The following is a 12,325-nucleotide window of genomic DNA, read 5'->3' as shown; positions in this document are numbered from 1 at the left end:
GCAATACCCCATTTCCATCGTGTACTACCGTTTCGACCGAAACGCCACTCGGCTGGGTTGCGTGCTCCGGGCCCTTCTTTACCAGCGTCGGCCCGCTCTCTAGGACTATGAGCCAGTCAAACCGCGAGGACATCGCGTTCACGGAACTCACGCCGGACTCGTGGCACCAGAACGACGAGGGCAACTACTACATCGACTGCCCGGAGTGTGGTTCCGCGGCGTCGCTGATGAACATCGTCACCCACGGCCGGTGTAACGGCTACATGGACCAGCAGGAGGAGGAGACCGAACTCGACGAGGAGGCGCTCGACTGTACGGCGAAACTCCACCTCGAACTCGGCTACACGTCCGATCCCGATCCCGGGGCGACCGATTCGGACGCCGAACAGTCCGCCGACAGCGTCGAGACGGGTGAGGGCGTTCCCGGCGAAGGCTCTCCGTCCGGGTCAGACGGCACGGTAAGCAACGAACAGCAGTAAATCGCCGCGCTTCTTTCGACCCGCGACTCGAGAGGGGGACGGACCGATCGTCAGTCGACTCGTTCCGCCGGCACGCCGACGACGGTCGCGCCCGGTTCGACGTCCCGCGTGACGACCGAGCCGGCACCGACCGCTGCATCCTCGCCGATCGTGATGTCGCCGAGCAGCGTCGCGTTCGCCCCGATCTGGACGCCCGCCTCGACCGTCGGATGGCGCTTGACCGGTTCGTTCGTGTCACCGCCCAGCGTGACGCCGTGGTACATGTGGACGTCGTCGCCGATCTCGGCCGTCTCGCCGATGACGATCCCCATGCCGTGGTCGATCGTCACTCGACGCCCGATCGTCGCCCCCGGATGGATCTCGACGCCGGTCAGAAAGCGAACGAACTGCGAGAGCAGCCGCGCGAGGAGCCGAAAGCCGCGGTTCCAGAGCCAGTGGGTGAGGCCGTGCGCCCAGACGGCGTGCAAGCCCGAATAACAGAGCACGACCTCGAGACACCCCGTCGCGGCGGGGTCGCGTTCGCACATCGTCCGCGCGTCCTCACGCATCCGTCGAACCATCGCTCACCCGTTCGAACGCGGTAGTCACGAGACGACGCACTCGGCGCGAACCGCGGCGATCACTCGAACGACAGCACCGGCCGGTAACGCGACGAGGGGAGTTCCTGTCGATGCGCGCAGTACGGCCGGGAGATACCATATCCGGACCTACCGGCGAGTCGACCTAAAAGGGTTCGCTTCCCGTCGATCGCTCCACGGAACCGCCGTCTGCGACTCACTCCCCGCGTGCGAGTCGCGTTCCGATCCGATCGGGGAGTCCCGCCTCCCGAACCGCCTCCTGGACGGCCTCGATATCGTACTCGACGCGGCGGGTCTCGACGGTCAGCGCCTCGAGATCGACGACCGCGTAACCCGCTCGCGGATCGCCGTCCCGCGGCTGGCCGACGCTGCCCGGGTTGAGGACGATCCCCTCCGCGAACTGCTCGACGCCCTGGACGTGGGTGTGGCCGAGGACGAGGACGTCCTCGTCCTCGAGCAGCCGGGGTGAGAACTCCCTCGGGTAGGTGTACCTGGTGTAGCGATCCGGATCGTCCGGATGGCCGTGGACGAGCTTCACCCGGCCGTCACAGGCGAGGCGCTCGTCGGGCAGCGACTCGAGCCACGCGCGCTGCTCGTCGGAGAGCTGCGCTCTGGCGTGTTCGACGCCCGCTCGCGCCATCCCGTTGAATCGGAACGGAGCGTCTCCGACCACTGCGGCGTCGTGGTTCCCCATCACCGTCGGCACGTCGCGCTCCCGGAGTTCGTCGACGCACGCCGCGGGCCAGGGGTTGTAGCCGACCACGTCGCCGGCACAGAGCAGTCGGTCGACGGGTGGCATGTCCTCGAGGACGGCCTCGAGGGCGACCCGATTGCCGTGGACGTCGGAGATGAGTCCGACTTTCATGTGCGAGGATAACGGTCGCGAGCGGTTTGTAGGTTTGCCGACTGCTCAATATATGGACTAACTCGTCTACAGCGGACTGATCGACCCACGTGCAGTGGCGCGTGCTGTGGGCCGGCCGAGCGAATGCGAGGACGGTCGACAACAGCGCGCGAGGGATGAGTGAGCGGAGCGCGGCGCGTAGCGCCGCAGTAACGCGAACGAATCGGCTGGGGAGGGTGTGGAAATCATCGGCGCCAGCGTGTGGCGATTTTCTTGTTACCAGCAACTACTGCAAAAACAGACCCAGTGTAATCTACGAACCACTACTCTGGCCCTTCTTCGTTATCGACTAGTCGCCGTTCTCGATCGCCGTCTCGAACCCGTCGTCAGTCCTGACGACGCCGGCCGCACAGACGGCGTGTTCGAACTCGAGGTCGTAGACCTCGTTCGCCGCGGCCTCGGCACTGTCGGCCTCGAGACCGAACGATTCGGGCGAATCCTTCTCGTAGGTCGCCACCAGCGTCGGCTCCTCGACCGTTTCGACGAGCAGGGCGTCCTTCCGCACGGTGCCGATCAGGGCCTCGCCCGTATCGCCAATCGTCGCCGCGATCCGTGGCGTGTTGTAGTCGTCCTTCTCGTAATCCAGGGCCAGCAGGCTCTCCGCGAGGGCGTCTCGAGCGGGATACCCTCCCTCGAGTTTCTCCGCGATCGGGTCGACGTGCGAGCCGTTGCCGAAGGCGGCCGTCTCGCCGGTCGGCGTTTCGACCACTCGCAGGCAGTTGTAGGACACGTAGGGGTTGTCCGTCTCGGGGGCGTCCTCGGTGGGCCCGACGGTGAGAGCGTCCTCTCGAGCGGTGATCTCCCGGTTGGGGAACGAGCGCGACGACACGCGGTAGGCGCCGACGTCGGGACCGACGACGACGAACCGTCCAACGTACATACGCGGGAGTGGGCGAGAGAGGGGAAAAGGGGTGTCGGTTCGGACTCGAGCGGCCGTCTTCGGCGACACCGTGCTTGCTTTGGAGCCGACGTTTTATATACGATACCGCGGCGAACGCGGGTGTGACGACGGACGAGGAGTGTCTCGAGGCGTTACGGCGGGCCGCGGAGAGACTCGGCGAGTCGCCGACGAAAGCACAGTACGAGGAGCTGGGGCTGACGCCTGCTTCGGCGACGATCATCAGAACGCTCGATAGCTGGAATGAGGCGAAAGAGGCTGCTGGATTGGAGACAGTACCCTCAAGGGGATCGCGCGTCCGTCCGAAACCGGATGACGTCGAACTCCCCGAAGGGACATCTTGGGAAGAACTCACGGTAGACCAGCGTTGGCACTACCGAAACGTCGAGTGGAACACGCAACGATCACTGAACCGGCGAGCACGACACCGAGCATGGGTTTACAAGTACAAACAGGCGAGAGGGTGTAATCGATGTGAAGAGGATGATCCAGCCTGTCTCGAGTTTCACCACCTCGATGCTGACGAGAAGGAGATGGCTATTGGGAAGATGATTACACATGGATACAGTAAGTCCCGTCTCGAGTCTGAGATGGAAAAGTGCGAAATCCTCTGTTCGAACTGTCACCGAAAGGAACACTACGAGCCACCAGATGCGATCGAAAAGCGATAGGGTTTAGTGGATAACTCCCCTCCCTTCGAGTGAAGTCCCGTAGGGTAGTGGCCAATCCTTCTGCCTTCTGGGGGCCGAGACGGAGGTTCGAATCCTCCCGGGACTACTCCTCTTCGCTTTTTCGACTCGAGCCATTCACCAGTCCCGTCTTCCGATCTCCAGTCGAAACGAAGGGGTCTGGAGTAACTGAGGCGTCACCAGAAACCCTATCTCGGTTACGCCGCTAGAGGACAGATATGAATCGACGGACATTCCTCGCCGTCGGCGGAACGGCGACGCTCGGCGGGATTGCTGGTTGTCTCAGCGGTGACGACGGGTCGCCGGCGAACGAGTTCGATTACGAAATGCAGTCGCACGAAGGGACGGAGGTGCCGCTCGCGCCGATCGACGACGTCATCGAGTGGTACGAAAACGACGAGGCCGAGTTCGTCGATGCACGCGGTCGGGATCAGTACGAGGAAGTCCGCATCGCCGGTGCCGTCTTTTCTCCCGCACCGGACGGCGTCGACGACGATCCGACCGAGGAGTGGTCGAGCGATACGCGGATCGTCACCTACTGTGGCTGTCCGCACCACCTGTCGGTGATGCGCGGTGCGACGCTGATCGACGCCGGATACGAGCACACGTACGCGATCGACGAGGGGCTGCAGGAGTGGTACGATCGCCAGTATCCGATGGAAGGCTCGAGTGTCGACGTCGAACGGCAGAGCTACCGGATCAGCGGCACGACCGATCCGGAGTACGGGGGACAGATGGCGCTGCTCGAGCAACTCGACGCGGATCGCAACGAAGCCGCACCGATCGACGACGACGGCTCGTACACCCTGCAGCTCCACTACGCGGGATCGCCGGATTCCGAGTTCAGAGTCGGAGTGGACGGTAACTGGATCGAGGGGACGCTTGCGGAACTGACGAGCGGTCCCGTGACGATCTGAGTCGCTACGACTCCGATCGCTCGTAGACCCCCTCGCGCTCGAGTTCGCCCCGTTTTCGTAACACGCTCGGCGTCCGACAGATGCCCGGTGCGCCGGTCACCTGCGGAACGGTGCAGTTGTTGCAGTTCTCACAGAGCACGCGCAGATCGCCGTCCGGCCGGGACCCACCGTCCGCCTCGAGCAGCCGCGCTCCCAGCCGCGGCTCGGCGTAGAAGGGGCGGGCCATCCCGACCATGTCGCAGGCGGGCGCCGCTGCCGTCGCGCCGTCGTCCCCGCCCCCTTCGTCGCCCCCGCCGCTCGAGCCGAGCAGCCGATCCATCTCCGCTCGCTCGCGGATCCCGCCCTCCGCGAGCACGGGGATCGACACCCGGTCGCGAACCCGCCGACAGAAATCCGCGTTCCACGCGGAGTCGAAGTCGTACTGCAGCGACTGGACCCGATTCGCGGCGGCGACCAGCCGCCGTCGCGGCGCACCCCCGAACGCGACGTCGTACTCCTCGCGCAACTGCTCGTTCCCCCACGCCCGCTCGGGATACTCCCCGCGGACGATACTCATGTCCCAGACGACCGACGTCTGGACGGGAACGACCGCGTCGTAGCCGATTCGCTCGAGTCGTCGGGCGATTTCGATGCCGTCCTCGAGCGAGAGCTTTCGGCGTACGACGGGCGACGGCGGCGCGGGCGTCTCGGCGGGTACCTTAGTCATGAGCGGAATATCCCCGGCCCGTTCGCGGATCTCGTCGTGGACGAGCGCGAGGAACTCGAGTCTGGCTTCGGGACTCCCCCCGAACTCGTCGTCCCGCCGGTTGTAAAACGGCGACAGGAACTGCTGGACGATGCCCATATTCGCCCCCGAGAGGTGGATACCGTCGTAGCCGGCCGCCGCCGCATAGGCCGCCGACCGGCCGAAATCGGCTGCGAGCTCGTACACTTCCTCGGTCGAGAGGACGTGTGGATCGTAGGCGAGAAAGCCGAGTCGATCCAGCAGCCGCAACTGCCACGGCGGTTTCGACACCGCCAACTGTTCGAGGTCCGGATGTTCCTCGCGATACTCGGCGTGCCAGGTCTCCATGCTCCGGAGCCCGCCGTGCTCGAGTTGCACGAAGATTCGGCTGCCGTGCTCGTGGATCCGGTCGGTCAGCCGCGATAGCTGGGCGACGAACTCGGGATCGTGGACGCGGGTCATCCCCGGTGCGGCACAGCCGCCGTCGCCGCGGACGATCGTCGCGCCCTGACAGAGGAGGCCGACGCCCGATTCGGCGGCCGGCTCGAGGTCGTCGATCAGCGTCTCGACCGCGTCGGGGCCGTTGCCCGCACACTCGAGCACCGGCGCGCGATAGAGCCGGTTCGGAACCTCGCAGCCGCCGATCTCGAGCGGGTCCTCGAGGGTAGTCATACCGACGCTATCACGGGACCGTACAAGAGCGTAGCGCCGATTCGGTCGAACGGACTCACGAGATCCCGGGGACGTACATCTTCGAATCGGCGTCGACGGTGGCAGTGAGAAGGCGCGGTCCTGCTATCGTGGCAACGAGGACTCCCGCGCCCTCCCCAACCGATTCGCTCGCTCGGGCGCGGCGCTGCCGCGCCCGCACTCGCTCATCCCTCGCGTGGGATCGAACGACAGTTCGCTGTCCGCTCACTGCCGTTCAGCACGCGCCGCCGCGTGGTGGACAATCTAGTCACGGCGGCAGGACGACCGCGCGCCCCTCGATCTCGTTGTGCTCGAGGCGCTCCGCGACCGTGTTGATGTCCGCGAGGTCGTGGGTCTCGGTCCGCAACTCGACGTCGCCGCGGTCGACGAGCGAGACGAGTTCCTGGAGTTCGGCGTACTTCCCGACCAGCGTGCCGCGGAACGCGAACTCGCCGTTGACCAGCGCCTGACTGGGTTCGTGAACGTGGCCGCCGTAGCCGACGATGTGGTGGTCGCCCCCGGCGGCGACGACGTCGGGGGCGGTCGACGTCGTCTCGTCCGCGCCGACGAAGTCGACGACCTGCTGGGCGCCGCCGTCGTCGGTCAGGTCGGCGATCGCATCTCCCAGATCCGAGTCCGCGACGTTGACGGTGTGGTGAGCCCCCAACTCGTCCGCCAGCTCGAGCGCCTCGTCCTTGATGTCGGCGGCGACGATGGTCGCGGCGCTCATCGCGTCGAGACACTGGAGTCCGATGTGGCCGAGGCCACCGACGCCGATGACGACGCAGGTGTCGCCGGGGTTCAGTTCTCCGACGGCCTTCTTGACGGCGTGGTAGGCCGTGATCCCCGCGTCGGCGTGGGGGGCGATCTCCGTCGGATCGACGCCGTCGGGGAGCGGGATCACCGCCCGCTCGTTCGTCCGGAGGTACTCGGCGAAGCCGCCGTCGGTGGTGAGGCCGTTGAACGCGCTGTTCTCGCAGTACATGTCCTCGCCGAGTCGGCAGGGCCGACAGATGCCACAGGTCTGGACGGGGTGACAGATCACCGGATCGCCCTCCGCGACCAGCGTCACCTCGTCGCCGGTTTCGGCGACGGTGCCGGCGTTCTCGTGACCGAGCGTCATCGGGAGGTCCTGGGGGGCGTACTCGGTCCACATCCCCTCGATGATGTGGTTGTCTGTTTGGCACCACCCCGCCCCTTCGACTTCGACCAGCACGCCGTCGGATCGGTCGATTTCGGGCCGATCGACGTCCTCGACCTCCAGCGCCTCGCTCATCTCCTCGGTGTACTCGTGGAGTCTGGCTGCTTGCATGGGACTGTGTCACAGTTCACCGTACTCGATGAAAACGTTCGCCCCGTATGTCACTCCCCGTGACCGTACGGTAATTGATACTCGTCCCGTGGAGCGCTAATTTTGCTGGCGGACTACAGTGAGAGACGGACACTCAAACGTGTCTGAAAAAGAGTCATGACCTGTGGTATCAATGTACACGGTGCGATGTATCAGCACAACGGAGAGGAGATCTTCGTCATCGACGGGCACGTCCACCTGTGGGACGCCACGGAGGAGAACATCAAACACGACGGTGGGGAGGAGTTCATTCAGTGCTTCTACGACTATCACACGACGTTCACGCCCGAGGAACGCCAGTGGGACATCGACGAGTATCGTCGGTACGGCGCCGACCGGATGGTCGAGGACCTGTTCAGCAACGCCGCCGCGGACATGGCCATCTTCCAGCCGACGTACCTCACCGACTTCTACGAGGACGGCTTCAACACGACCGAGCAGAACGCCGAACTCGCGACCGAACACCCCGAGCGATTCGTCCTCAACGGCTCGTTCGATCCGCGCGACGCGGATCCGGGTATCGAGTATCTCGAGGAACTCCACGAGAAATACGACATCCCCGGCGTCAAACTCTATACCGCCGAGTGGCGCGGCGACTCCAAGGGGTGGCGACTCGACGACGAGGAGGCGTTCCGGTTCCTCGAGAAGTGCCAGGAACTCGGTATCGAGAATATCCACGCCCACAAGGGGCCGACGATTCGGCCGCTGAACCGCGACGCGTTCGACGTCGCGGATATCGACGACGCGGCCTCCTCGTTCCCTGAACTCAACTTCATTGTCGAGCACGTCGGCCTTCCCCGACTCGACGACTTCTGCTGGATCGCCGCCCAGGAGAACAACGTCTACGGCGGGCTGGCCGTCGCCGCGCCGTTCGCCCAGAACCGGCCGGGCAAGTTCTCGGAGATCATGTCGGAACTCCTCTGGTGGCTCGGCGAGGACCGCGTGCTGTTCGGCTCCGACTACGCGCTGTGGAACCCCGACTGGCTCGTCGAGGAGGTCATCGAAGCCGAACTCACCCGGGAACACCGGACGGAGTACGGCGTCGAGTGGGACCTCGAGACGAAGAAGAAGGTCATGGGCGAGAACGCCGCCGAACTCTACGACATCGACATCGAGGCGAAACGGCGGGCGTTTCGGGACGACGAGATCAGCCAGCAGTTCGACCTCGGGGACCACTACGCGAGTGAGGAACCCGCGGCGGCGGACGACTGATGACCGTCCACGACTCCGACGGCTCTCCGCCCACGCGGGCGGCCGTCCGCGACCGACTGGACGGGGTCACCGATCCGGAACTCGACCGCTCGATCGTCGAACTCGAGTACATCGACGCGATCGAGATCGACGGCGGACGCGTCAGCGTCGCGTTCACCCTCCCGACGGCGTGGTGCTCGCCGGCGTTCGCCTGGATGATGGCGGTCGACGCTCGCGACGAGGTCGAGTCCCTGCCGACGGTCGAGGAGGCCCGGATCACGCTCTCCGAGCACATGCACGAGACCGAGATCAATCGCGGCGTGAACGAGCGACTCGCCTTCGTCGAGGCGTTTCCGGACGCCGACGGCGACGTCGCGGCGGTCCGCGCGGAACTCGACGAGAAGGCGCGGGTCGCACGGCAGTACGATGCGGTCGAGGCGCTCCTGAACGCCGGCCTCGAGGCGGACGCGATCGTCGACCTCCGGCCCGAAAATCTCGAGAGGATCGACTTCGATCGGCTGACCGACGATCGGCCGATCCCCACCGAAACGGACGCTGCAACGGCCGAACGGGTCTCCATCTACGTCCACGATCGATCGTTCGCCGTGACCGTTCCGTCGGAGCCGATCGAGCGCTATCTCGAGAAGGCCCTTGAGACAGGTCTCGTCTCGAAACCGGACGATATCCTGTTCCGAACGCCCGAGGGCGAACCGATCGACCTCGACGCCTTCGAACTCGTCCACCGCAGGGGGCGACTCGGCAAGGTCAACATGTCGAGCCAGGGTGGAATCTGTGACGGACTTCGGGAATCCAGGGACGGTCGCCGCGAGGAACCGGCGGACGACTAACCGGTATGGGTCGGTAAGCTACGAACCGGCTCCGCCGTAGCGGCTATTTCTCGACCTCGAGTAAGGCGACGCGCTCGCGGACCAGTTCCGAAAGCGTCGCGTCCGTCGCCGCTCGCTCGCGGTCAGCAATATCGAAGAAGGCACACAGCGTTTCCTCATCCAGGGAGTCGAGCATCGCCTCCGTCCCGACGACGGCGTCCAGTTCCGCGAGCTCCTCGAGAACTGCCGTCTCGTCGGCGGCGGTTCTGTCACCGCCCTCGCCGTCTCGACCCCCTTCGTTTCCAGTGGAACCACTGTCAACGAGGAGCACGGATCGGTTCTCGCCCTCGTCGACGCCCATCTCGAGGGCGCGATCGATCTGTCGGCGGCCGGCGGCGTACAGCAGGATCTCGACGGCTCGATCCCGGGCGACGTTCGTCCCGCGAGCGATGGCGCGGTCGGCCAGTTCGACGGCCCGCTCGAGGTGGGCGCGGTCGGCGACGTAGCGGGCGTCGAAGACCTGTATCGTCACGCCACGTCGGTCGCCGATCTCGCCGATCTCGGCGACGAACCGATCGAGGTCGTCGATCGCGAGGGTACACTCGAGTAGCTCCACTAGAAATCACCCAGGCTGGACTGGCTGTCGTCCGATTCGGATGACTCCGCTCGCGCCGTCTCGGTCGCGTCGCTCGAACCGGGAGTCCCCGCGCCGGCGTCGCCGCCGACCGGTTCGACGCCCTCCATCGAGGGATCCTCGCGGCCGGCGTTCTCGAGGATGTTCTCCGCCGTCTTCGTCCCCTTGAGCGCGCCGAGGACGACGCCCTTGTCGGCGCTTCGGAGATCGGCCGGCTCCTCGATGCCGACCTCGTAGAGCTGGCGGGCGCGTTTGCGGCCGACGCCGCCGACGGAGACCAGTTCGAGCAGTTCCTCGCCGACGCCGTGTTCGACGCGAGCGCGGGCCTCGCGGACGGCGACGGTCCACTCGCTGTCGATCTCCGCGGCCAGCGACTCGGCCGCGCCGAGCAGCCACTCGGCGGTGTCGACCTTGCCGCGGAGGTCGCCGGGACCGATCTTGTACCGGTCGGTCAGCCGCTCCTCGTCCTCCTCGCTGGCCCAGTCCTCGAGCAGCTTCCCCGTCTTGAGCGCGGCCAGCCAATCCTCGAAGCGGTCCTCCTCGTACTCGCTGGGGGTGTCGCCGAGCAGTTCGGCCTCGCGTTCGTAGTAGAGTTCGCCGAATTTCTCGTCCTCGCCCGAGCGCAGGTAGAGTTCGTACATGTCGGGGGTCCGCGAGACGAGCTGGTAGAGGCCGAGCGCGGTCGGACGGTCGTCGGCCCGCTCTAAGCCGTGGACGATTTCGGCGGCGCTCATCGGGTCGAGATACAGACGGGAGACGGTGTGGCCGAGGCTCGTCGCCTCGAGCGTCTCCTCGCGCGTCGATTCCTGCTGGTCCGCGAGGTCGGCCGCGGAGGTGAACGCGCCGGCGTCGTCGCTCTCGCCGCTCGTTTGGCCACCCTCTCTCTCGCGTTCGATGAAGTCGTTTCGCTCGAGGTAATCGAGGACGTCGTCGGTCACGCGCTCGAGCCGCCCCGCTTCGGTCGACTGGCTCGCGTAGAGGGTCGCCTCGAGGAACTCGAGCAGCCCCGCTCGCGTGCGGGCGAAGCCGGAGGCGATGGTCGCGAGCACGTGCGTTCGCAGGGCGGGTTCGGCGGCGAGTTTCGACCGGACGGCCTCCGGATCGGCCCAGATGTAGCGGTCGAACAGCTCCTCGCTCTCGTCGTGGCTCTTCGCGAGCAGGACGGCCTCGCCGTAGGGATCCAGCCCCGGTCGGCCGGCCCGGCCCATCATCTGGTGGACCTCGAGGACGTCCAGCGGGGACATCCCGCCGGCGCTGGGGTCGAAGCGTCGCCAGTCGCGGACGATGACCCGCCGTGCGGGGGTGTTGACGCCCGCAGCGAGCGTCGGCGTCGCCGAGATCACCTTCAGCAGCCGGTCGCGGAAGGCGTCCTCGACGAGCGTTCGCTGGGTGCTCGAGAGGCCCGCGTGGTGGAACGCCGCGCCCCGTTCGACGCAGTCGGCCAGATCCTTGCTGGTCTCGGTGTCGCTGTCCTCTCTGATCTCCTCGGCCAGTTCGGCCAACCCCTCCCGCTCGTCGCCGGTGAGCTCGCGACTCGAGACCTGCCCCAATCGGCTCGCGGCGGCCTCGGCGTTCCGGCGGGAGTTGACGAAGACGAGCGAGGAGCCGCCCTCCTGCAAAATGTCCCGGACGAGCGCGGCCTCCTGTTTTTCCGATCCCTCGACGGGTACCTCCCGCGTCGAGCCGTCGTCGAAGTTCAGCGCGTTGCCGTAGTGGACGCCCATCCGGAGGTCGATCGGTCGCCAGTCGGTGTCGACGAGCGCGGCGTCGAGCCAGTCGGCGATCTCGTCGGCGTTCCCGACCGTCGCGGAGAGCGCGACCGTCTGCATTGCGGGGTTGAGCCGCCGGAGTTTCGCGAGGGTAACCTCGAGCGTCGGTCCCCGGTTCCGGTCGTCGATCAGGTGGACCTCGTCGCTGACGACGCAGGTCAGATCCGAGAGCCAGTCGGCGCCGTTGCGCACGAGCGAGTCGACCTTCTCGCTGGTGGCGACGATGATGTCTTTCGTCGCGAGCCACTCGCTGGTGCTCTCGTAGTTCCCCGTCGTCACGCCCGTCGTGACGCCGAACCGTTCGTAGGCCTCGAACTCGGCCTTCTTCTCGCTGGCGAGCGCTCGAAGCGGGACGATGTACAGCGCCTTCCCGCCGCGTTCGACCGCCGACAGCATCGACAGCGCGGCGATCATGGTCTTGCCGCTGGCGGTGGGGACGGCGGCGACGAGACTGTCCCCGTCGGTCGCGCCGGCCTCGACGGCCTCGGCCTGTGGCGGGTAGAGCTCCTCGATGCCCTCGCTTCGGAAGTGATCGACGGCACCGGCCGGGAGCCCCGACAGCTCCTCGATATTCATTACCCACACTTGGCGCGTCCCGTGGTTTAAACTGTCGTCTCGAGTGCCGTTGGCACTGGTCGCTCGAGCGACGCCACGGTCGACCCGGAGTCTGCCGA

The 12,325-nt window shown here is 66.1% G+C and carries 12 protein-coding genes and 1 tRNA gene; 6 read left to right on the top strand and 7 right to left on the bottom strand.

Annotation, left to right across the window (positions count from 1 at the left end; translation table 11 throughout):
* Positions 1–107: 107 nt before the first annotated feature.
* A complete protein-coding gene (locus ACSFC7_RS02875; protein WP_436346260.1) occupies positions 108–479 on the top strand; it encodes a hypothetical protein in 372 nt (123 codons plus the stop codon).
* Between the two features lie 50 nt (positions 480–529).
* Here ACSFC7_RS02875 and cysE read toward each other — a convergent pair whose 3' ends face one another.
* The 3 genes from cysE to ACSFC7_RS02860 all read right to left on the bottom strand — a co-directional run bounded on the left by cysE (position 530) and on the right by ACSFC7_RS02860 (position 2,841).
* The gene (cysE, locus tag ACSFC7_RS02870; protein ID WP_436346259.1) at positions 530–1,039 is read right to left on the bottom strand and encodes a serine O-acetyltransferase; all 510 of its coding nucleotides are present in this window, start codon (positions 1,037–1,039) and stop codon (positions 530–532) included.
* A gap of 214 nt (positions 1,040–1,253) precedes the next feature.
* A complete protein-coding gene (locus ACSFC7_RS02865) occupies positions 1,254–1,922 on the bottom strand; it encodes a metallophosphoesterase family protein (RefSeq protein WP_436346258.1) in 669 nt (222 codons plus the stop codon).
* 328 nt (positions 1,923–2,250) lie between these two features.
* Complete coding sequence (locus ACSFC7_RS02860; protein WP_436346257.1) at positions 2,251–2,841, bottom strand: IMP cyclohydrolase; 591 nt, start codon at positions 2,839–2,841, stop codon at positions 2,251–2,253.
* Between the two features lie 122 nt (positions 2,842–2,963).
* On the opposite strand from ACSFC7_RS02860, the gene ACSFC7_RS02855 reads away from it, so the two are divergent.
* The 3 genes from ACSFC7_RS02855 (at position 2,964) to ACSFC7_RS02845 (ending at position 4,465) form a co-directional block, all read left to right on the top strand.
* Entirely contained in the window at positions 2,964–3,530 is a 567-nt protein-coding gene (locus ACSFC7_RS02855; protein ID WP_436346256.1) for a homing endonuclease associated repeat-containing protein, read from the top strand.
* A gap of 33 nt (positions 3,531–3,563) precedes the next feature.
* Positions 3,564–3,636 (top strand) — tRNA-Gln (locus tag ACSFC7_RS02850).
* Between the two features lie 130 nt (positions 3,637–3,766).
* Positions 3,767–4,465: a rhodanese-like domain-containing protein gene (locus ACSFC7_RS02845; protein ID WP_436346255.1), complete on the top strand. Its 699-nt coding sequence runs from the start codon at positions 3,767–3,769 to the stop codon at positions 4,463–4,465.
* Positions 4,466–4,469: 4 nt separating this feature from the next.
* Here the strand turns inward: ACSFC7_RS02845 and ACSFC7_RS02840 are convergent, their stop codons facing one another.
* Together ACSFC7_RS02840 and ACSFC7_RS02835 are read right to left on the bottom strand one after the other, a co-directional pair.
* Positions 4,470–5,861 (bottom strand): NADH:flavin oxidoreductase, encoded by a 1,392-nt coding sequence (locus ACSFC7_RS02840; RefSeq protein WP_436346254.1) that lies wholly within the window; start codon positions 5,859–5,861, stop codon positions 4,470–4,472.
* Between the two features lie 286 nt (positions 5,862–6,147).
* Positions 6,148–7,191, bottom strand: a complete 1,044-nt coding sequence (locus ACSFC7_RS02835; protein ID WP_436346253.1) for an NAD(P)-dependent alcohol dehydrogenase — start codon at positions 7,189–7,191, stop codon at positions 6,148–6,150.
* Between the two features lie 186 nt (positions 7,192–7,377).
* Between ACSFC7_RS02835 and ACSFC7_RS02830 the strand changes: the two genes are divergently transcribed.
* Positions 7,378–8,442, top strand: coding sequence for an amidohydrolase family protein (locus ACSFC7_RS02830; protein ID WP_436346252.1), 1,065 nt, complete (start codon positions 7,378–7,380; stop codon positions 8,440–8,442).
* Positions 8,442–9,269 carry an iron-sulfur cluster assembly protein gene (locus ACSFC7_RS02825; protein WP_436346251.1) on the top strand — a complete coding sequence of 276 codons (828 nt, stop codon included), beginning with the start codon at positions 8,442–8,444 and terminating at the stop codon, positions 9,267–9,269. The genes ACSFC7_RS02830 and ACSFC7_RS02825 overlap by 1 nt, the downstream gene beginning before the upstream one ends.
* A gap of 43 nt (positions 9,270–9,312) precedes the next feature.
* Here the strand turns inward: ACSFC7_RS02825 and cgi121 are convergent, their stop codons facing one another.
* Positions 9,313–9,864, bottom strand: a complete 552-nt coding sequence (gene cgi121, locus ACSFC7_RS02820) for a KEOPS complex subunit Cgi121 (RefSeq protein ID WP_436346250.1) — start codon at positions 9,862–9,864, stop codon at positions 9,313–9,315.
* Complete coding sequence (locus ACSFC7_RS02815) at positions 9,864–12,227, bottom strand: ATP-dependent DNA helicase (protein ID WP_436346249.1); 2,364 nt, start codon at positions 12,225–12,227, stop codon at positions 9,864–9,866. The genes cgi121 and ACSFC7_RS02815 overlap by 1 nt, the downstream gene beginning before the upstream one ends.
* Positions 12,228–12,325 lie beyond the last annotated feature (98 nt).

This window comes from Natronorubrum halobium (assembly GCF_051351675.1).
GTDB lineage: Archaea > Halobacteriota > Halobacteria > Halobacteriales > Natrialbaceae > Natronorubrum.
Note: the sequence above shows the minus strand (reverse complement) of the source record. Positions and strands in the feature narration are given on the sequence as shown.